Source organism: Pseudomonas sp. NFPP12 (assembly GCF_900103205.1).
Taxonomy (GTDB): Bacteria; Pseudomonadota; Gammaproteobacteria; order Pseudomonadales; family Pseudomonadaceae; genus Aquipseudomonas; species Aquipseudomonas protegens.
Genome location: NZ_FMWW01000006.1, coordinates 606,930 through 625,100, shown reverse-complemented (window position 1 = coordinate 625,100; position 18,171 = coordinate 606,930). Strand labels below are relative to the sequence as shown.

General features: G+C 65.8%; 18 protein-coding genes. 10 read left to right on the top strand and 8 right to left on the bottom strand.

All coding sequences use genetic code 11. The features are described from left to right. Positions 1-63 precede the first annotated feature (63 nt). From cysT to BLS75_RS27645, 3 genes are read left to right on the top strand one after another with little or no spacing between them, the layout of a single operon-like run. Positions 64-882: a sulfate ABC transporter permease subunit CysT gene (cysT, locus tag BLS75_RS27655; RefSeq protein ID WP_011058573.1), complete on the top strand. Its 819-nt coding sequence runs from the start codon at positions 64-66 to the stop codon at positions 880-882. 12 nt (positions 883-894) lie between these two features. After that, entirely contained in the window at positions 895-1,767 is an 873-nt protein-coding gene (gene cysW / locus BLS75_RS27650; protein WP_072452176.1) for a sulfate ABC transporter permease subunit CysW, read from the top strand. A 3-nt stretch (positions 1,768-1,770) separates the two neighbouring features. Beyond that, on the top strand, positions 1,771-2,760 hold the full coding sequence (locus BLS75_RS27645) for a sulfate/molybdate ABC transporter ATP-binding protein (RefSeq protein ID WP_011058575.1): 990 nt from the start codon (positions 1,771-1,773) through the stop codon (positions 2,758-2,760). 141 nt (positions 2,761-2,901) lie between these two features. Here BLS75_RS27645 and BLS75_RS27640 read toward each other — a convergent pair whose 3' ends face one another. Then, positions 2,902-3,426 carry an Mpo1 family 2-hydroxy fatty acid dioxygenase gene (locus BLS75_RS27640; RefSeq protein ID WP_041115120.1) on the bottom strand — a complete coding sequence of 175 codons (525 nt, stop codon included), beginning with the start codon at positions 3,424-3,426 and terminating at the stop codon, positions 2,902-2,904. Positions 3,427-3,528: 102 nt separating this feature from the next. Here BLS75_RS27640 and BLS75_RS27635 point away from each other — a divergent pair, with 102 nt between their 5' ends. Next, the gene (locus tag BLS75_RS27635) at positions 3,529-4,215 is read left to right on the top strand and encodes a Crp/Fnr family transcriptional regulator (RefSeq protein WP_011058577.1); all 687 of its coding nucleotides are present in this window, start codon (positions 3,529-3,531) and stop codon (positions 4,213-4,215) included. Positions 4,216-4,391: 176 nt separating this feature from the next. Here BLS75_RS27635 and uraH read toward each other — a convergent pair whose 3' ends face one another. Together uraH and BLS75_RS27625 are read right to left on the bottom strand one after the other, a co-directional pair. After that, positions 4,392-4,802, bottom strand: a complete 411-nt coding sequence (uraH, locus tag BLS75_RS27630) for a hydroxyisourate hydrolase (RefSeq protein WP_011058578.1) — start codon at positions 4,800-4,802, stop codon at positions 4,392-4,394. A 99-nt stretch (positions 4,803-4,901) separates the two neighbouring features. After that, complete coding sequence (locus BLS75_RS27625; RefSeq protein WP_072452175.1) at positions 4,902-5,390, bottom strand: GlcG/HbpS family heme-binding protein; 489 nt, start codon at positions 5,388-5,390, stop codon at positions 4,902-4,904. Between the two features lie 136 nt (positions 5,391-5,526). Between BLS75_RS27625 and BLS75_RS27620 the strand changes: the two genes are divergently transcribed. Together BLS75_RS27620 and BLS75_RS27615 are read left to right on the top strand one after the other, a co-directional pair. Continuing rightward, positions 5,527-6,207 (top strand): heavy metal response regulator transcription factor, encoded by a 681-nt coding sequence (locus tag BLS75_RS27620; protein WP_072452174.1) that lies wholly within the window; start codon positions 5,527-5,529, stop codon positions 6,205-6,207. Further along, positions 6,194-7,582 carry a heavy metal sensor histidine kinase gene (locus BLS75_RS27615; RefSeq protein WP_072452173.1) on the top strand — a complete coding sequence of 463 codons (1,389 nt, stop codon included), beginning with the start codon at positions 6,194-6,196 and terminating at the stop codon, positions 7,580-7,582. The genes BLS75_RS27620 and BLS75_RS27615 overlap by 14 nt, the downstream gene beginning before the upstream one ends. Before the next feature lie 116 nt (positions 7,583-7,698). Here BLS75_RS27615 and BLS75_RS27610 read toward each other — a convergent pair whose 3' ends face one another. Further along, on the bottom strand, positions 7,699-8,703 hold the full coding sequence (locus BLS75_RS27610) for an AraC family transcriptional regulator (protein WP_011058582.1): 1,005 nt from the start codon (positions 8,701-8,703) through the stop codon (positions 7,699-7,701). A 99-nt stretch (positions 8,704-8,802) separates the two neighbouring features. Between BLS75_RS27610 and BLS75_RS27605 the strand changes: the two genes are divergently transcribed. Both BLS75_RS27605 and BLS75_RS27600 read left to right on the top strand, forming a co-directional pair. Continuing rightward, the gene (locus BLS75_RS27605; RefSeq protein ID WP_072452172.1) at positions 8,803-9,876 is read left to right on the top strand and encodes a fatty acid desaturase; all 1,074 of its coding nucleotides are present in this window, start codon (positions 8,803-8,805) and stop codon (positions 9,874-9,876) included. Positions 9,877-9,989: 113 nt separating this feature from the next. Next, positions 9,990-10,436, top strand: a complete 447-nt coding sequence (locus BLS75_RS27600) for a pesticin immunity protein (RefSeq protein ID WP_072452171.1) — start codon at positions 9,990-9,992, stop codon at positions 10,434-10,436. Between the two features lie 82 nt (positions 10,437-10,518). Here the strand turns inward: BLS75_RS27600 and BLS75_RS27595 are convergent, their stop codons facing one another. Genes BLS75_RS27595 through BLS75_RS27585 form a run of 3 tightly spaced genes read right to left on the bottom strand, consistent with a single transcriptional unit; the run spans position 10,519 to position 14,551 of the window. Continuing rightward, on the bottom strand, positions 10,519-12,129 hold the full coding sequence (locus BLS75_RS27595; protein WP_072452170.1) for an arylsulfatase: 1,611 nt from the start codon (positions 12,127-12,129) through the stop codon (positions 10,519-10,521). A 14-nt stretch (positions 12,130-12,143) separates the two neighbouring features. Then, a complete protein-coding gene (locus tag BLS75_RS27590; RefSeq protein ID WP_011058586.1) occupies positions 12,144-12,959 on the bottom strand; it encodes an ABC transporter ATP-binding protein in 816 nt (271 codons plus the stop codon). Further along, positions 12,956-14,551: an ABC transporter permease gene (locus BLS75_RS27585; protein WP_011058587.1), complete on the bottom strand. Its 1,596-nt coding sequence runs from the start codon at positions 14,549-14,551 to the stop codon at positions 12,956-12,958. Before BLS75_RS27585 ends, BLS75_RS27590 begins: the two co-directional genes overlap by 4 nt. Positions 14,552-14,919: 368 nt before the next feature. On the opposite strand from BLS75_RS27585, the gene BLS75_RS27580 reads away from it, so the two are divergent. Then, entirely contained in the window at positions 14,920-15,942 is a 1,023-nt protein-coding gene (locus tag BLS75_RS27580) for an ABC transporter substrate-binding protein (protein ID WP_072452169.1), read from the top strand. Between the two features lie 151 nt (positions 15,943-16,093). Here the strand turns inward: BLS75_RS27580 and BLS75_RS27575 are convergent, their stop codons facing one another. Continuing rightward, positions 16,094-17,014 carry a LysR family transcriptional regulator gene (locus tag BLS75_RS27575; RefSeq protein ID WP_011058589.1) on the bottom strand — a complete coding sequence of 307 codons (921 nt, stop codon included), beginning with the start codon at positions 17,012-17,014 and terminating at the stop codon, positions 16,094-16,096. A 183-nt stretch (positions 17,015-17,197) separates the two neighbouring features. Between BLS75_RS27575 and BLS75_RS27570 the strand changes: the two genes are divergently transcribed. Beyond that, positions 17,198-18,103, top strand: a complete 906-nt coding sequence (locus BLS75_RS27570; RefSeq protein ID WP_072452203.1) for a TauD/TfdA dioxygenase family protein — start codon at positions 17,198-17,200, stop codon at positions 18,101-18,103. The last annotated feature ends 68 nt before the right edge of the window (positions 18,104-18,171 follow it).

Here is an 18,171-nt window from a genome sequence, read left to right as displayed (position 1 = left end):
ACCAGGCAGAGCCCGCATTGAGTTGCGGGTTTTGCGTATCCGTTCCGTTAACCAAGGACTCTTATGTCGCGTCGTATCTCCCCCGTCATACCCGGCTTCGGGCTGACGCTGGGCTACACCTTGGTGTACCTCAGCCTGATTGTGCTCATCCCCCTGGCGGCGATGTTCGTGCATGCCGCGCAACTCACCTGGGAACAGTTCTGGGCGATCATTTCGGCGCCACGGGTGCTCGCCGCGCTCAAGCTGAGCTTCGGTACCGCGTTGTATGCGGCCATCATCAACGGCGTCATCGGCACCCTGCTGGCCTGGGTCCTGGTGCGCTACAGCTTCCCCGGGCGCAAGATCATCGATGCCATGATCGACCTGCCATTCGCCCTGCCCACCGCCGTGGCGGGCATTGCCCTGACCGCGCTCTACGCGCCCACCGGCCTGGTGGGGCAGTTCGCCACCGACCTGGGTTTCAAGATCGCCTACACCCCCCTGGGCATCACCCTGGCACTGACCTTCGTCACCCTGCCATTCGTGGTGCGCACGGTGCAGCCGGTGCTGGCGGACATCCCCCGTGAAGTGGAAGAAGCCGCCGCCTGCCTGGGTGCCAAGCCGTGGCAGGTGTTCCGCCATATCCTGGTACCGGCCCTGCTGCCGGCCTGGCTCACCGGTTTTGCCCTGGCCTTTGCCCGGGGCGTGGGCGAGTACGGTTCGGTGATCTTCATCGCCGGCAACATGCCGATGAAGACCGAGATCCTGCCCCTGCTGATCATGGTCAAGCTCGACCAGTACGATTACACCGGCGCCACTTCCATCGGCGTGCTGATGCTGGTGGTTTCCTTCATTCTGCTGCTGCTGATCAACCTGCTGCAGCGGCGCATCGAACGACCTTAAGGAGGCGCGACCATGTCCCAATCGTCCATTTCCGCCGCGTCCTCCGCCAACGCTGCCCGCCGTGGCAGCGCCACCTCGCGGCGCCTGCTGATCGGCCTCGGCTGGCTGATCTTCGCCCTGTTCCTGCTGCTGCCGCTGTTCATCGTGGTGTCCCAGGGCCTGAAGCTCGGCCTGGGGGCGTTCTTCGATGCGATCTTCGAGCCCGACGCCCTGTCGGCGCTGAAACTCACGGTGGTCGCGGTGCTGATCTCGGTGCCCCTGAACCTGGTGTTCGGGGTCAGCGCGGCCTGGTGCGTGAGCAAGTACTCGTTCCGCGGCAAGAGCATCCTGGTGACCCTGATCGACCTGCCGTTCTCGGTGTCGCCGGTGATCGCCGGCCTGGTCTATGTGCTGATGTTCGGCGCCCAGGGCCTGTTCGGCCCGTGGCTTTCGGACCACGACATCCAGATCGTCTTCGCCTTGCCGGGCATTGTCCTGGCCACCATCTTCGTCACCGTGCCCTTCGTTGCCCGGGAACTGATCCCGCTGATGCAGGAGCAGGGCACCCAGGAAGAGGAGGCCGCCAGGTTGCTGGGGGCCAATGGCTGGCAGATGTTCTGGCACGTCACCGTGCCCAACATCAAATGGGGCCTGATCTACGGCGTGGTGCTGTGTACCGCCCGGGCCATGGGTGAGTTCGGCGCGGTGTCGGTGGTTTCCGGGCACATTCGCGGGGTCACCAACACCCTGCCGCTGCACGTGGAAATCCTCTACAACGAGTACAACCACGTCGCCGCCTTTGCCGTCGCCAGCCTGTTGCTGATCCTTGCGTTGTTCATCCTGCTGCTCAAGCAGTGGAGCGAATCCCGAATCAACCGCCTGCGCGCCAGCGCCGCGGAGGAATAAGTCATGTCGATCGAAGTCCGTAACGTCAGCAAGAACTTCAACGCCTTCAAGGCCCTGAACAGCATCAACCTGGACATCCAGAGCGGCGAGCTGGTGGCCCTGCTGGGCCCGTCCGGCTGCGGCAAGACCACCCTGCTGCGGATCATCGCCGGGCTGGAAACCCCGGACCAAGGCAGCATCGTGTTCCACGGCGAGGATGTCTCGGGCCACGACGTGCGTGATCGCAACGTCGGTTTCGTGTTCCAGCACTACGCCCTGTTCCGCCACATGAGCGTGTTCGACAACGTTGCCTTCGGCCTGCGCATGAAGCCGAAGAACCAGCGCCCCAGCGAGAGCAAGATCGCCGAGAAGGTCCACGAGCTGCTGAACATGGTGCAGCTGGACTGGCTCTCCGACCGTTACCCGGAACAGCTCTCCGGCGGCCAGCGCCAGCGTATCGCCCTGGCCCGCGCCCTGGCGGTGGAGCCCAAGGTGCTGCTGCTGGACGAACCCTTCGGCGCCCTCGACGCCAAGGTGCGCAAGGAGCTGCGGCGCTGGCTGGCGCGGCTGCACGAAGACATCAACCTGACTTCGGTATTCGTTACCCACGACCAGGAAGAAGCCATGGAAGTGGCCGACCGCATCGTGGTGATGAACAAGGGCGTGATCGAGCAGATCGGTTCCCCGGGCGAGGTCTACGAGAACCCGGCCAGCGACTTCGTCTACCACTTCCTCGGCGACTCCAACCGCCTGCACCTGGGGGAGGACAACCACGTGCTGTTCCGGCCTCACGAAGTGTCGCTGTCGCGTTCCGAACTGGAAGACCACCACGCCGCCGAAGTACGGGATATCCGTCCGCTGGGGGCCACCACCCGGGTGACCCTGAAGGTGGAAGGGCAGAGCGAACTGATCGAAGCCGAAGTGGTGAAGGACCACGACAGCCTGATCGGCCTGGCCCGTGGCGAAACCCTGTTCTTCAAGCCCAAGGTCTGGCAGAAACACGCCAGCCTCTGACCCCGCCGACATCACGCCCGCTGTAGGAGCTGGCTTGCCAGCGAAAGCGTCCTTCAGGTTTGCACCTGGCTCGAAGGCCTCTTTGCCGGCAAGCCGGCTCCTGCGGGGGCCGGCCCAATATTCCCGAAGCGTTCCCGGGCTTCAGACCATGGCTTTCTTGTGCCGCAGGGCCACCGGCCCGGAACGCTGCTCGATGGCCTGCTTCAGGTCATGGCGCAGCCCCAGCAGGAAGGCCAGTTCGGCCACCACGAACAGCGGGCCGACAATCAGCCCCGAAAGGTCGTCGACGAAGGCCGGCTTGCGGCCCTCGTAGTAATGGCCGATGAACTGGATCACCCACCCGATCACGAACAGGCCCAGGCCGCTGCTCAGCCAGAGCCCGGTACTTTGCGCCGCCAGCACCTGGCCGGCCCACACCGATAGCGCCATCAGCACCGTCATCAGCACCCCCAGGCGCACTTCCAGGCGCAGGTAGAACACTGACGCGGCCAGGGCCAGCAGCAACGCCGGCGACCACGACAGCCCGGCCATGCTCCAGGCGGGACGCGACAACAGCACGGCCACCGCCACCACAATCATCGGAATGCCGATAAAGTGGCTGGCGATATTGCGCGGGTCGCGGTGGTAGGCGGCGTATTGACTGAGATGATCAACGAGGCTTTTCATTGTTGTTCCTCCGTTAGGATGGCTCGATCATGCCCGGCGGCGGTGCTCGGCTCTGTCAGCTAGGCGACAATCATTGCGATGCCCTGAGGGAAAGACCTGTTCATGGACCTGCACCAGTGGCGTGAATGCCTGATGACCGGCCAGTGGTTCAGCCACCTGCCGGCTTCCTTACAGAATAGTTTGCTCGACAGTGCGCGCCTGCGCCGGCTGACGGCGGGGCAGTGCCTGTTCCGGCGCGGCGATCCGCCCTGCGGGCTGTACGCGGTGCTGGAGGGCACGGTGCGGGTGGGCGCGGTCAGCGAGCAGGGCAAGGAGGCCTTGCTGAGCCTGATGGAAGCGCCCCACTGGTTCGGCGAGATCTGCCTGTTCGACGGCCAGCCCCGTACCCACGATGCCTACGCCGAGGGCGCCTGCACCCTGCTCCAGGTGCCGCAGGCGAACCTGCTGCAACTACTGGAGCAGCAGCCGCAATACTGGCGCCAGTTCGCCCTGCTGATGAGCCACAAACTGCGCCTGGCCTTTATCAACCTGGAGCAGTTGAGCCTGATGCCGGCCCCGGCGCGGGTGGCCAGCCGCCTGCTGGCGATGGCCGCCGGCTACGGTGAAGTGGCCCAGGCCCGCCGCGTGCTGCAACTGCCCCAGGAACAACTGGCGCTGATGCTCTCGCTGTCGCGCCAGACCACCAACCAGATCCTCAAGGAGCTGCAGCACCAGGGCATCCTGCGCCTGAGCTATGGCGAGATCGAAATCCTCGACACCGAGCGCCTGCGCGCCCTGACCTCGCCATAGAAGCCCCCGCGATGTCCCTGCCTCCCGTAGGAGCTGGCTTGCCAGCGAAGAGGCCGCAAGATCGCCTTCGCCGGCAAGCCGGCTCCTACAGAAGCCCCCGCGTTGTTCCTGCCTCCCGTAGGAGCTGGCTTGCCAGCGAAGAGGCCCGCGAGATCGCCTTCGCCGGCAGCTGGTTCCTACGAGCCACGATAGGTCGAGAACCCATAAGGGCTGAGCAACAACGGAATGTGGTAATGCTGCTCGGTCTGCCTGACCTCGAAGATCACCGGGATCTCCGGAAAGAAGGTCTCGCGCTTGGCTTGCCTGAAGTACTCGCCGGTCTTGAACACCACCCGATACTCGCCGGCCGTCAGCGCCCGGCCCGCCGGAAACAGCTCGGCAATCCGCCCCTGCTCATTGGTCACCCCTTCGGACAAGGGCTTCCAGTCCTGGCCCACCTGCTGCTCCAGGGTCACCTTGACCCCCGGCGATGGCAGGCCGTTCTCCAGGTTCAGCACGTGCACGCTCAACGGATTGCCTGCCGCCAGGGCCAGGCTCGACAAACCACACAGGCCGATGGCCGCCAGACTATTACGCAAAACATTCATGCCCCACTCCTTCCTCGATTGAACAAACAACAGAACTTGTAGCCGCTGCCGAGCCCGCGAGGCTGCGAACGACCGCAACGCGGGCGCAGGCTTTCACGATCACTCACGCCCGGCCTCGGCAGCCAACCCCACCCGCTGCGCGGCCTGGAGCGCACATGCCTCGTCCTGCGCCGCGCCACCGGCCCCGGCAATCCCGATGGCCCCCACCAACTGCTTGCCGGCAAACAACGCAAGGCCGCCACCGAGCAACAACAGCTCCGGCAAGGTATTGAGATTGGCCGCCTCGGGGTTGTTGCGCGCCCGTTCGGCGAACAGCCGGCTCGAAGTCTTGGTCGACAGCGCGGTGTAGGCCTTGCGCTGGCTGGCCGGGCCGTTGTGCGGGCCCACCCCATCGCCGCGCATCGCCACCAGCAGGTTGCCGCCACGGTCCAGCACCGATACCGCCGCGGTGCACTGGGCCAGGCTGGCATCGGCCAGCTGGCGGGCGGCGGCCAGGTCCAGTTCGGCATGGCGCGGCAGTTCGAGCGCCGCCAGGGCCGTGCCGGCGAGGCTCAGGCCGAGGCCCAGGACAAGAGGTTTGCAGATCATCGAACGAGCTCCATAAAGACCGGTGGCCACCTTAGCCAGCGCACTCCGTCAGAACTCCGTCGTCTTGATTACAAGTTTGTAATGGGCAAGCGCGCGCCGGGCGCCTAGCCTGTGCCGATCATTTCCGAGGTGCACCATGCGTTTGCTGGTAGTTGAAGACGAATCCAAGACCGCCCATTTCCTTGCCAAGGGCCTGGGAGAGTCCGGCTTTGCCGTGGACGTGGCCCTGAACGGCCTTGACGGGCGCTATTTCATCGAGCAGCAGGAGTACGACCTGATCATCCTCGACGTCATGCTCCCCGGCCTCAACGGCTGGCAGTTGCTGCAACTGGTGCGCCAGCGCGGTGCCACCCCGGTGCTGTTCCTCACCGCCCGCGACGCTATCGAGGACCGGGTCCGCGGCCTGGAACTGGGCGCCGACGACTATCTGCTCAAGCCCTTCGCCTTTGCCGAGCTACTGGCCCGGGTGCGCACCCTGCTGCGCCGCGGACCGCTGCGCGAGGCCGAGTCCTTCAGCATCGCCGACCTGGAGATCGACGTGCTGCGCCGTCGCGTCAGCCGTGGCGGCCAGCGCATCGCCCTGACCAACAAGGAGTTCGCCCTGCTGCACCTGCTGGCCAGCCGCCAGGGCGAAGTGCTGTCGCGGACCCTCATCGCCTCCCAGGTGTGGAACCTGAATTTCGACAGCGACACCAATATGGTGGAAGTGGCGGTACGAAGGTTGCGGGCCAAGGTCGACGACCCCTACATGCCCAAGCTGATCCACACCGTGCGTGGCGTCGGCTACCAGCTGGAAGCCCCGGATGAAGCGCTCTAGTTCCATCGCCTGGCGGCTGGCCCTGGCCTTTGCCGCGGTCTGCGCCCTGGTGCTCAGCGTGATCGGGGTGTTCCTCTACCGTTCCCTGGCCGGGGAAATCGCCTACCGCGACGACCTGGCCCTGCTCGGCCGCCTGGAACAGGTGCGGGCCCTGCTGCAGGACAGCGACAGCCTGGATGCCCTGCAAGCCCGGCCCCGGCTGTACCAGAACATGCTGGGCAACCAGGAAAGCCTGCTGCTGGTGCTGCGGGCCGATGGCTCGACGGTGATCGACATCAACCCGCGCCGGCAGCCCCTGCCCGCGCTCGACCCCATTGCGCTGCAACAGGCGCCGCAACGCACCGATGTCCGCCTCTGGCCGGGGCCGGACGATGTGCCGGTGGCGCTGCTGGCGGGCCAGGCCCGGGGGCCCAAGGGCCTGGCCCTGACCGTGGTCGCCGGCAAGGTTCTCAGCGAGCGCGAGCAGATGCTCGCCAGTTACCGCCTGCGCCTGTACCTGGCGGTGGGGCTGGGGGCCTTGCTGGCCTTCGCCCTGGGCCTGCTGCTGTTGCGCCGGGGCTTGCAGCCCTTGCGCCAGCTCAGCGAAGCGGCCCGCCAGATCGACCTGCGCAGCCTCGACCGGCGCCTGCACACCAACGGCATCCCGGCGGAATTCCACGAGCCGGTGCAGGCCCTGAACGCCATGCTGGCGCGCCTGGAAGAGAGCTTTGAGCGTCTGTCGCAATTTTCCGCCGACCTGGCCCACGAGATCCGCACGCCGTTGCACAACCTCCTGGGCAGCAATGGCCTGGCCTTGAACCAGCCGCGCAGTGCGGCGGAGTACCAGGAAGTGCTGGCCTCCAACATGGAAGAGTTCGAGCGCCTGGGACGCATGGCCGAGAACCTGCTGTTCCTGGCCCGGGCCGAGCAGGCCGATGCGGTGCTGGACCTGCAGGTACTGTCACTGGCCGGTGTCGGGGCGCAACTGTGCGACTACTTCGAAGCCCTGGCCGACGACCGCCAGTTGCGCCTGGAGAACGGTTTTTCCGGCGAGCTGCGGGCTGACCAGCAATTGCTGCAACGGGCCCTGGGCAACCTTCTGGCCAATGCCGTGCGTCATGCCGATGCAGGGTCGCTGATCCGCCTGCGGCGCCACGACGAAGCGGGCTGGTGCTGGTTGCAGGTGCACAACCAGGGCCCGGCGATCGCCCCCGAGCACCTGCCCCGGCTGTTCGACCGTTTCTACCGGGTCGACCCGTCCCGAGCCGAGCCGGGGGACTCCGGGGGCCTGGGGCTGGCCATCGTGCACTCGATCATGCTGCTGCATGGCGGCCAGGTGCGGGTCACGAGCGATGAGCAGGCCACGGTATTCGAACTGGGCTTCCCCCTCCTGTAGCCACTGCCGAGGCTGCGACAAGGCCGCCAGGCCTTCAGCGGCCTGCAGTATTTGCGCCCGCGTTGCGGTCGTTCGCAGCTTCGCAGGCTCAGCAGCGGCTACAAGGCTGCTGGGGCTTAGCGCAGGCCGTCGCGAAATTGCCCCGGGGTCATCCCGGTCCAGCGCTTGAATGCCCGGCTGAAACTGCTGGCATCGGCAAAGCCCAGCAGGTAGCTGATCTCGCTCAGGGAGCATTCCAGGTCCCGCAGGTGCAGCAGGGCGAGGTTTTCCCGGCATTCGTTGAGCAGGGTGTCAAAGCGCGTGCCTTCATCCGCCAGGTGCCGTTGCAGGCTGCGCAGGCTCAGGTGCAGGGCCTGGGCCACTCGCTCCGCCGAAGGTTCGCCTTCGGGCAATTGGGCTTCGATCACCCCGCGTACCTTGCGCTCCCAGGTCAGGGGCCGCAGTTGCAGGAGGGTGCGCTTGAGCACCGCTTCGTTGTGCTCGGCCAGCTCCGGGTTGGCGTCGTCCAGGTGGCTGTCGAAATCGTGCAGGCCGAACTCCAGGCAGTCGTCCACGGCGGCGAACTGCACCGGGCAGCGGAATACCTTGTGCCACTGGCTCGGGTCCGCCGGGGCCGGGCGCCGCAATTGCACGGCCAGCGGCGCGTAGTCACGGCCCAGGCGGTTGCGGCAGGTGCGCACGTAGATCGCGGCAAAGGCGTCGATGGCTTCGAAGGCCGGTTGCGGCGCGCCCTCCGGCACCTTGAGGAAGAACCGGTAGCGGTCCGCTTCCCGGGTCAGGGCCAGTTCCAGGGCGTCGCTGACCACCTGGTGATAACGCACGATGCGCTCGAACACTTCCCGCAGGCTGCCGCTGGCCACCAGGGCGTAGCCCAGGGCGTGGAAGGTGGTGGGGCTGACAAAGCGCGACACCCGCAGGCCGATGGCCGGGTCGCCGCTGGCCTGCACGGCGAGATGCCACAGTCGGGTGGTGGCCGACAGCGGGTAGCGGGCGTTGGGGTCGTCCATCAATTGCGGGTCGAGCCCGGCTTCGCGGCACAGTGCGGCGCTGTCGAGGTCCAGAGCGTCCAGTTGCTTGCGCAAGGCGCGGGTCCAGCTGGCAAGGGAGGTGGCTTCGGTCATGCGATTGGCGCGTCCGGTCAACAGGTTGGCGTTTACGGCTAGCGCCCGGAGCCGGGGCTCGGGGCAGGATGCACACATCACTGACCAGAGGATGGAATCATGCAGGGTATTTCTGCAAGCCCCGAGCGGATGAACGCACAGCAGCGGGCGGCGCATATACGCCAGGTGGTCCTGGCCCGGGGTGATGAACTGCGCCGGCGTTTTCCCTTGCTGCGGCACCAGGACGCGCTGGGCGCGGGGATCCTTGCGTTCGCTCTGTCGGGGATGCTGGGGTCAGCGCTGCTCTATGTCACGGGTCACCTGGCCTGGTGGGCGTGCCTGCTGCTCAACGCGTTCTTCGCCTCCCTGACCCACGAGCTGGAGCACGACCTGATCCACAGCATGTACTTTCGCAAGCAGCGCCTGCCCCACAACCTGATGCTGGGGCTGGTGTGGCTGGCGCGGCCGAGTACCATCAACCCCTGGGTGCGCCGCCACCTGCACCTGAATCATCACAAGGTGTCCGGCAGCGAGAGCGACATCGAGGAGCGCGCCATCACCAACGGCGAGCCCTGGGGCATCGCCCGCCTGCTGATGGTGGGGGACAACCTGATGGCTGCCTTCATCCGCCTGCTGCGGGCGCCGGGGGCCAGGCGCAAGCTGGGCATCCTCGTTCGTACCCTGGCGGTGTACGCGCCGCTGGCATTGCTGCATTGGGGCGCCTGGTATGTGTTCCTGGGCTTTCATGGGGCCAACGGCGTGGCCGCCCTGCTGGGCAGCCCGATCCAGTGGTCGCAAGACACCGCGTCGCTGATGCACTACGTCGATATCGCCGTGGTGGTGATCATCGGCCCCAACGTGCTGCGCACCTTCTGCCTGCACTTTGTCAGTTCCAACATGCACTACTACGGCGACATCGAGCCGGGCAACGTGATCCAGCAGACCCAGGTACTCAACCCCTGGTGGATGTGGCCGTTGCAGGCCTTCTGCTGCAACTTCGGCAGCACCCACGGCATCCACCATTTCGTGGTCAGGGAGCCGTTCTACATCCGCCAGATGACGGCATCGGTGGCGCATAAAGTGATGGCCGAGATGGGCGTGCGCTTCAACGATTTCGGCACTTTTGCCCGGGCCAACCGCTTTACCCGGCAGGAGCGCGAAGCGATGCAACCGGCGCATAACGCCCGGGCTTGAGGGGGCGGACTGTCTTTCTGGTTAAATACCCAAGGACCGATAACGTTAAGCCAAGGTCACGCGGTGCCGGGAAACGCCCGGAATCCGCGAAGAGGCAACGACAGGGAGACAGTATGAGCAGTGCGGTAAGGCGATTGATCGCCGTTGCCTTGATGAGTGTGGGCAGCGTGTCGCTGGCCGACTCGGTGGCGCAGGGCAGTGACGAGGCACTGGCGCTGAGTATCTTGAAGCATCTGGAAGTGAACGGTTTTCGCAATTCCTTGCGGCCGCGGCATTACCCGGACGGCACCACGCTGGGCCAGACGCCCTATCGGATCTACGAGAAGGCCGCAGGCGCCGAGGGCACCTACAGCGCGGTGGACGAAGAGCAAAGCTGGGTCTACAGCGTCAGAGTGATGGAGCAGGGGAAGCAGGGCATCGCCATCTGTTTTGTCGACCAGAGCCTGCGCGGCAGCTACTTGGCCGCTTCGCCGTTGCGGGTCGAGAAAAACCGGGCTGGGCATTACATCGTGGTCAAGGAACTGCCGAATACCCCGGCTTGCCGCATCACCCGAGGCTGAGGCCAGCGCCTGGCGCAGCCCGGGGGACGCTTTTCGCTGGCAAGCCAGCTCCTACATGGTCCGATTGCCAGCTCCCCCCGGGTCAATCGGGCTGGAACGGTGATTCGCTGAGGATCACTCCGGTTTCATCCACGTAGCGCTGCCATTCTTCCAGCAGGGTGCGCAGTTTTTCCGGCTGGCTGTGGGCCAGGTCGTGAATCTCCCCCGGGTCCTGGCCCAGGTCGTACAGCTGCCACGTCGCCGGGCCCACGGGGCCGGGGATGTACACCGCCTTCCACTGGCCCTGGCGAATTGCCCGGCGGCCGAACAGCTCCCAGCCGGTTACCGTTTGTTCATCATGTACCCGGGCGGTTTCGCCGGAGAGAAAGCCCAGCCAGGACTTGCCCCGCAGCGGCGCCACATCGCGCCCGCGCCAGCGCTTGCCCGGGTGGCGCACGCCGGCCAGGTCGAGCAGGGTCGGAGTAATGTCCATCACCGTGCCGAAGCCGTGGCTGATCTGCCCCTTGAGCGGCAGTTGCGGGTAGTGCAGCAGCGCCGGCACGCGAATTCCGCCCTGGGTGGTGAAGGCCTTGAACAGCCGCGATGGCGCAGTGGCCGCCTGGGCCCAGGCCGGGCCGTACCAGACGTAGGAGTTGGCCCGGCCGATGTTCTCCAGGCGGTTGTCGTAGTGCTGGTTGAGGTAGGTCAAAAGCTCCGGGCCGAACTTGGGGAAGGCTTCCAGCAGCGCGCCCTCGGCACCGTTGTCGGACATGAACAGGATCAGGGTGTTGTCCAGTTGGCCCTGCTGGCGCAGGTAGTCCACCACCCGGCCGATGTTCCAGTCCATGCGCTCGACCATCGCCGCATACACCTCCATGGCCCGTGCCGACACCTGGCGCTGTTCGTCGCTGAGGGCGTCCCATTCGGCGTTGAGGTTGATCAGCGGATGGGGCTCGACCTGCGGGTCAACCAGGCCCAGGGCCTGGAGTTTTTCCAGGCGCTCGTGGCGCAGCACTTCGGGGCCGGCGTCATAGCGGCCCCGGTACTTGGCGACGATTTCCTCCGGAGCCTGCAGCGGCCAATGGGGCGCCGAGAACGGCAGGTAGGCGAAGAACGGCCGGCTCTGGTCGCGCTCTTTCAGGTACTGCAAGAGCTTGTCGCCAAAGGCATCGGAGGAATAGAAATCCGCTGGCAGTTCATCGATGAAGCGGTCGTCCTCGATGTACAGCGCCGGCGTGGATTTGAGCAGCCCGGGGGTGTGCTCGTCGTAGGTCGGCTCGAAGCCGTAGTGGTTGGCCGCCCCCGGCAACAGCGAGAACGAGCGCTCGAAGCCTCGGGCATGGGGCGCGCGTTCGGCAGTCAGCCCCAGGTGCCATTTGCCGCTCATCAGGGTCTGGTAGCCGGCCTCGCGCAGCAGTTCCGGCAGGGCCACCACGCGGTCGTTGAGGTAACCCTCGTAGCCCGGCTTGCCGATCAGCTCGGGGGTCAGGGCTTCGGCCATGGTGCCGATCCCGGCAATGTGGTGGTCGGTGCCGGTGAGCAGCATGGAGCGGGTCGGCGAGCAGGTGGGGGCGGTATGGAAATCGGTCAGGCGCAGGCCACCTGCGGCCAGGGCGTCGAGGTTCGGCGTGGCGATCTCGCCGCCGAAGGCGCCGAGGTCGGAGAAGCCCAGGTCGTCGGCCAGGATCACCAGGAAGTTGGGACGTTGCGGCATCGAGTCACTCCTGTTCAGCAAGCTATGAAGGTCAGGGGCAGGTCGCGGATCTGTACCGGCGAAGGCGCCTGGTAGAGCTCGTCGCGGGTCAGTTCGTGAAGCAGCTCCTCACGCAGTTGGTGGAAGTCGAAACTGCTGCGCTGGCGCGGGTGGGGCAGGGCCACCTCGACCACGCGCTTGATCCGCCCCGGGCGCGGTTCCATGACCACCACCCGGTCGGCGAGGAAAATCGCTTCCTCGACATCGTGGGTCACCAGCACCGTGGTGATCTTGGCCCGCTCGCGGATCGCCAGCAGTTCGTCCTGCATCTGTTGGCGGGTCAGGGCGTCGAGGGCGCCGAAGGGTTCGTCCAGCAGCAGGATCCGCGGGCTGGCTACCAGCCCCCGGGCAATGGCCACTCGTTGCGCCATGCCGCCGGACAGTTGGTGGGGATAGGCCCGGGTGAAATCCTTGAGGCCCACCAGTTCGATGAATTCGCCGACCCGCTGCTGGCGCTCGGCGGCGCTCAGGGGCTCGTTGACCAGGCCCAGGCCGATGTTCTCGGCCACCGTCAGCCAGGGGAACAGGCGGTGTTCCTGGAACACGATGCCGCGCTCGCCGCCGATGCCGCTGACGGCCTTGCCGTCGACCCGGATCTGGCCACGAAACTCGGTGTCCAGGCCGATCAGCAGGCGCAGCAGGGTGGACTTGCCGCAACCGCTGGAACCGACGATGGCGACGAACTCGCCTTCGGCGATGTCCAGGTTGAATTCGCGGATCGCCTCCACCTCGCCACCGGCGACGGCGAAGGTCTTGCCCACGTGAGTGAAACTGACCAGGGGTGCGTTCATGCGTGTCTCCAGCGGGTGGCGCGAAGTTCGAGTTGTTGCCCGATCAGGTTGAGCAGGGCCCCGGTAAGGCCTACCAGGAGCATGCCGGCCATGATCAGGTCCATGCGTAGCAGTTGCTGGGCGCTGATCATCTGGCTGCCGATGCCGCCGTTGGACGGCATGAAGTATTCCGCGCCGATGGTGCCCAGCCAGGCGTAGATCAGGCTGATGCGCAGGCCGGCGAAAATCCCCGGCGCGGCGCCGGGCAGCACCAGCCGGCGCAGCCGTTGCCAGAGGTTCAGGCGCAGTACCTGGGCGGCTTCCGCCAGTTGCGGCGAGAGCTGGGCGACGCTGCGCTGGGTGGCGATGAACAGCGGGAAGAACGCGGCCAGGGCGACGAACACCCACTTGGCCAGTTCCCCCAGGCCGAACCAGGCGGTGAGCAGCGGCACCCAGGCGAAGATGGCGATCTGGCGGATGGCGGCCAGGGTCGGGCCCAGCAGGCGTTCACTGAACCGCGACAGGCCCAGCAGCAGGCCAAAGGCAAAGCCCAGGCCGCCGCCCAGCAGCAGGCCGCCGAGGGTGCGGCCCAGGCTCAGGCCCATGCCTCCCAGCAGGCTGCCATCGAGCAGGCCGTTGCCGGTGGTGGCGAGTACCGCCAGGGGGCTGGGCAGGATGTTCGGGTCGACCCACTGCTGGTCGCTCGCCACTTGCCACAGGGCCAGCAGCGCCAGGGGCAGCAGCCAGGGTTGCAGGCGCTGCCAGCCCTGGTAGCGCGGGCCGCGACGGAATTCGGCGGTGGCCGGGTGCGGCCAGTGCACCAGCCGGCGGTCGAGCCAGCCGATGCCGCGGTCCATGCACACACCCAGCAGGCCGATCACCAGGATGCACACGAAGACGATGTCCAGCATGAACAGCTGGCGTGCCCAGACCATCAGGTAGCCGATGCCTTCGCTGGAGGCCAGCAGTTCCACTGCCAGCAGCGAGGTCCAGCCGGTGGCCAGCGCCAGGCGCACCCCGGCCATGAAGGCCGGCAGCGCAGCGGGCAGCACCAGGCGGCGCACCAGCAGCGCCGGCGGCAGGCGCAGCACCGCGGCGGCTTCCCGCAGCCGGGGCTGGGCATCGCGCACGCCCACCAGGGTGTGCAGGGTCACGGGCACCACCACCGCCTTGATCAGCACCACCAGCTTGAGCACCTCGCCGATGCCGAAAAACACCATGAACAACGGGATCCAGGCCAGGGTGGGGATCTGCGACAGGGCGCCGAAGGTGGGAAACACCAGGCGCTCCAGGCGTCGGCTGAAGCCCAGGGCACCCCCCAGCAGGGCGCCGGCGGCGATACCCGCCAGCAGGCCCCAGAACAGCCGTTGCAGGCTGATCGCCAGATGGCTCCACAGCTCGCCATGGGCCAGCTCCAGGGCACTGCTCCAGACCAGGGCCGGGGCCGGCAGGATCTGTTCGCTCATCCATTGATTGCGGCTGGCCAGCCACCACAGGGCGAACAGGCTGATGGGCAACAGCCAGGGCAGCAGCCGCTGGCTGATCAGGGGCCAGCCCGGGCGTCCGTCGGACGGCGCCGCCAGGGGCAGGCTGAGCAGGGAAACACGGGCCATGGATGACCTCCGTCGTCGGGTACTGCATGGCGTGGGTCGATGCCGTAGGGGCTGGCTTGTCGGCGAATCAGCGTTTGAGGGCCTCTTCGCTGGCAAGGCGGTTTCTACGTGTTATGCATTTATGATCTATTAAAATTCTTATCGATTCTATTAAGAGATAAGAAAGGCCATTTAAGGCTTCTCGCCGACACGCATCCAATGCATTTGAAGAATATTTTTCATGCATTTCATGCATATCCCCGGGGACGCCCGTGGCAGCTGATTTATTCGATATGGTTATTAAAATGTGAATTTATAGTATTTAAATGTTGAGCGATTCCGTGCCTACCTTTTGCTCCTCTCAGCCTTTGCCACCAGGAGCCGCACCCATGAACCTTCCCTTCAAACGCGTCATCAGCCTGTTCGCCGCCCCGGCCCTGGCGGGGCTCCTGGGCTGCCTGCCGCTGCTGGCCCAGGCCGACGAACTCAAGGAAATCCGCATTGCCGTGCCCGACCTCAGTGCCGGCACCCAGCACAGCGGCGGTGGGGTGGTGGATGTGCTGCGCCAGCAACAGATCTTTGAAAAGGCCTTCGCCGACCAGGGCATCAAGATCCAGTGGAATTTCTTCAAGGGCGCAGGCCCGGTGATCAACGAGGCCTTCGCCAACGGCCAGGTGGACCTGGCGTACCTGGGGGACCTGGCCGCCATCATCGGCAAGTCCAACGGCCTGGATACCCGCCTGCTCAGCGCCTCGGCCCGTGGGGTCAAGCACTATCTGGGGGTGGTGCCGGGTTCCGGGATCAAGACCCTGGAAGACCTCAAGGGCAAGCGCGTGGCAGTGTTCCGTGGCACCGCCACCCAGCTGTCGTTCGACGCGGCCCTGGCCAGCCGGGGCCTGAGCGAGAAGGACCTGAAGGTGGTCAACCTTGACTTCAACGCGGCGGTGGCTGCATTGGCGGCCAAGCAGATCGACGCCTCCTGGGGCAGCACCGGGCTCTCGGCCCTGCGCAGCAAAGGCCTGGCCGAACTGCCCCTGAGCACCAAGGACCTGGGCGGCGCCGGCAGCGTGCAGAGCGTGCTGGTGGGCGCCGGCCAGTTTGTCGACGAACATCCCGAGGCCGTGGCAAAACTGCTCAAGGCCCAGCAGCAGGCCGTAGAGTGGCTGACCCAGGACAGCAACAAGGAAGCCTACATCCAGCTGGTTTCGGGGCTGGCCAGCTACCCGCCGGTGATCTTGCAGGATGACCTCAAGGACCAGCGCCTGAGCGAGATCTTCCCCTCGACCCTGGACCCGGTGTTCCTCGGCAAACTGCAGGATTCGGTAGACCTGGCGGCCAAGGAACGCTTGATTCGCAAGCCGTTCAAGGTGGATGCCTGGGTCGCCCCGCAGTTGGCCGCTGCCGGCCTGTAAACCCCTTCCTGAACCCCTGTAGCCGCTGCCGCAGGCTGCGTTCGGCACCGTAGGGGCCGCCAGGGCCGGCAACGCGGTCTACCTGGAGGAACCGGGTGCCGTCTTGCGCCGACTGTGTCGTCGTTCGCAGCCTTCGGCAGCGGCTACAGGGTCAGACGGCGATGCTGTGGGTTTGCTGGTCGACCGCCACCAGCACTTCGATCATCTTGCGCGCCGCCGGCGACAGGCGAAAACCGCTGCGGCTGACGATGCCGCAACGGGCATTCAGGCTGTCGATGTTCTGCGGCAGGTTGCGCCAGTGCAGCAGCGCCAGCGAACCCTGGGCGATGTCTTCGGCAAAGGCCTCGGCGGTGCCCACGCCGATGGCATTGGACTGGCGGACGATCTTCACCAGCGCCGGAAAGTGCTCGGTCTCGATGGTCGGGGAAAAATCGATGCGCCCGCTGAGGTTGGCCAGCAGCTTGCGGATCCCCGGGGGGATCAGGGTGGTGGCCAGGGGGTAATCGAACATGTCGTTGGTGGACAGGCTCTCCTTGGCCAGCAGCGGGTGCCCGGGGCGGCAGAAGAACACGCCGCGCTTGGGCGTCAGGGGCTGGGTCTGGTAGTTCGGGTCGGCCTCGAAATGGCGGATGTCGGCGATAAAGAATTCGATCTCTTCGCGGTTCAGGCTGCGGCTGAGTTTTTCCCAGTTGTCCACGGCAAAGCAGGTGCGCACCTTCGGGTGGGCACTGGTGAATTGCGCCACCGCGTCGGGCACCAGCTTCACCGCCGGGGCCGGGCCGCAGCCGAAGCGCACTTCGCCGGCGTCGAGCTTGGTCATCTGGGTCACTTCGCTGCTGAGCAAGGCCGCCCCCTGCACCAGGCTCAAGGCGTGCTGCAGCACCACCTGGCCTTCCGGGGTGGGGCGCAGATCCTTGTTGCCACGGTCCACCAGCACGCAGCCGAACTCCTGCTCCAGGCCCTGGATACTGCGGCTGAAGGCCGGCTGGGTGATGCCCATGGCGTCGGCGGCGCGGACAAAACTGCGGTGTTCATTGAGGGCGATGAAGTAACGCAATTGGCGAAGATCCATATGCTTTCCCGGCATCCGAAAAATAGCTCGAAGGCATTTGCGACGAGTGAGGAATGAGGTTTTAAATGCAAGCTCTTATTCCGTCAACGAAGCATGTAGTTATCTATTAGATCTAAATTGAATATAGATAGAGCGTTGTTTCGCGGCGGTTCCACCGTAAGCAGTCCGATGAGGGTGTACCTGATGAGCAATGCCGCCTTAGCCGTTCAACCTGCTGTTCATGCCCTTGATATTCACCCGGTGGCCGGCCGTATCGGCGCCGAGATCCGTGGCGTGCAACTGTCCGGCGATCTCGACGCCGCCACCGTGGAAGCGATCCAGCAAGCGCTGGTGCAGTACAAGGTGATTTTCTTCCGTGGCCAGACCCACCTCGACGACCAGAGCCAGGAAGCCTTCTCGCACCTGCTGGGCGAACCGGTGGCCCACCCCACCGTGCCGGTACGCGACGGCACCCGCTACCTGCTGGAACTGGATGGCGCCGAGGGCCAGCGGGCCAACTCCTGGCACACCGACGTGACCTTCGTCGACGCCTACCCCAAGGCCTCGATCCTGCGCTCGGTGGTGGCCCCGGCCTCCGGTGGCGACACCGTCTGGGCCAACACCGCCACGGCCTACAACGAACTGTCGGCGGAACTGCGGGAGCTGGCGGACAAGCTCTGGGCGGTGCACAGCAATGAATACGACTACGCCGGGGCCAAGCCGGACGTTTCGGCGGAGAAGCTGGAGCGTTACCGCAAGGTGTTCACCTCCACGGTGTTCGAGACCGAGCACCCGATCGTTCGCGTGCACCCCGAGAGCGGTGAAAAGAGCCTGGTGCTGGGGCACTTCGTGAAGCGCATCAAGGGCTATTCCCAGGCGGACTCGGCGCATCTGTTCGGTTTGCTGCAAAGCCACGTCACCCGTCTGGAAAACACCGTGCGCTGGCGCTGGAGCGCAGGGGACGTGGCGATCTGGGATAACCGCTCGACCCAGCACTATGCCGTGGACGACTACGGCACCCAGGACCGCATCGTGCGCCGCGTGACCCTCAAGGGCGACGTTCCGGTGGGCGTCCACGGCCAGCGCAGCCAGACCATCAAGGGGCTCTGACCGCTGCCCCATCCCCGTAAGCTGGCTTGCCAGCGAAGGCGCCCTCGAGAGCGCTGCAAGGTCCAAGG

What these genes read in the sequence shown, in the direction of transcription:
- BLS75_RS27625 (WP_072452175.1), bottom strand. Translation starts at nt 5,390, where the DNA reads ATGATCTGCAAACCTCTTGTCCTGGGCCTCGGCCTGAGCCTCGCCGGC.
- BLS75_RS27635 (WP_011058577.1), top strand. Translation starts at nt 3,529, where the DNA reads ATGGACCTGCACCAGTGGCGTGAATGCCTGATGACCGGCCAGTGGTTC.
- BLS75_RS27575 (WP_011058589.1), bottom strand. Translation starts at nt 17,014, where the DNA reads ATGGATCTTCGCCAATTGCGTTACTTCATCGCCCTCAATGAACACCGC.
- BLS75_RS27645 (WP_011058575.1), top strand. Translation starts at nt 1,771, where the DNA reads ATGTCGATCGAAGTCCGTAACGTCAGCAAGAACTTCAACGCCTTCAAG.
- BLS75_RS27570 (WP_072452203.1), top strand. Translation starts at nt 17,198, where the DNA reads ATGAGCAATGCCGCCTTAGCCGTTCAACCTGCTGTTCATGCCCTTGAT.
- uraH (WP_011058578.1), bottom strand. Translation starts at nt 4,802, where the DNA reads ATGAATGTTTTGCGTAATAGTCTGGCGGCCATCGGCCTGTGTGGTTTG.
- BLS75_RS27640 (WP_041115120.1), bottom strand. Translation starts at nt 3,426, where the DNA reads ATGAAAAGCCTCGTTGATCATCTCAGTCAATACGCCGCCTACCACCGC.
- BLS75_RS27615 (WP_072452173.1), top strand. Translation starts at nt 6,194, where the DNA reads ATGAAGCGCTCTAGTTCCATCGCCTGGCGGCTGGCCCTGGCCTTTGCC.
- BLS75_RS27580 (WP_072452169.1), top strand. Translation starts at nt 14,920, where the DNA reads ATGAACCTTCCCTTCAAACGCGTCATCAGCCTGTTCGCCGCCCCGGCC.
- cysT (WP_011058573.1), top strand. Translation starts at nt 64, where the DNA reads ATGTCGCGTCGTATCTCCCCCGTCATACCCGGCTTCGGGCTGACGCTG.
- BLS75_RS27610 (WP_011058582.1), bottom strand. Translation starts at nt 8,703, where the DNA reads ATGACCGAAGCCACCTCCCTTGCCAGCTGGACCCGCGCCTTGCGCAAG.
- cysW (WP_072452176.1), top strand. Translation starts at nt 895, where the DNA reads ATGTCCCAATCGTCCATTTCCGCCGCGTCCTCCGCCAACGCTGCCCGC.
- BLS75_RS27605 (WP_072452172.1), top strand. Translation starts at nt 8,803, where the DNA reads ATGCAGGGTATTTCTGCAAGCCCCGAGCGGATGAACGCACAGCAGCGG.
- BLS75_RS27590 (WP_011058586.1), bottom strand. Translation starts at nt 12,959, where the DNA reads ATGAACGCACCCCTGGTCAGTTTCACTCACGTGGGCAAGACCTTCGCC.
- BLS75_RS27600 (WP_072452171.1), top strand. Translation starts at nt 9,990, where the DNA reads ATGAGCAGTGCGGTAAGGCGATTGATCGCCGTTGCCTTGATGAGTGTG.
- BLS75_RS27585 (WP_011058587.1), bottom strand. Translation starts at nt 14,551, where the DNA reads ATGGCCCGTGTTTCCCTGCTCAGCCTGCCCCTGGCGGCGCCGTCCGAC.
- BLS75_RS27595 (WP_072452170.1), bottom strand. Translation starts at nt 12,129, where the DNA reads ATGCCGCAACGTCCCAACTTCCTGGTGATCCTGGCCGACGACCTGGGC.
- BLS75_RS27620 (WP_072452174.1), top strand. Translation starts at nt 5,527, where the DNA reads ATGCGTTTGCTGGTAGTTGAAGACGAATCCAAGACCGCCCATTTCCTT.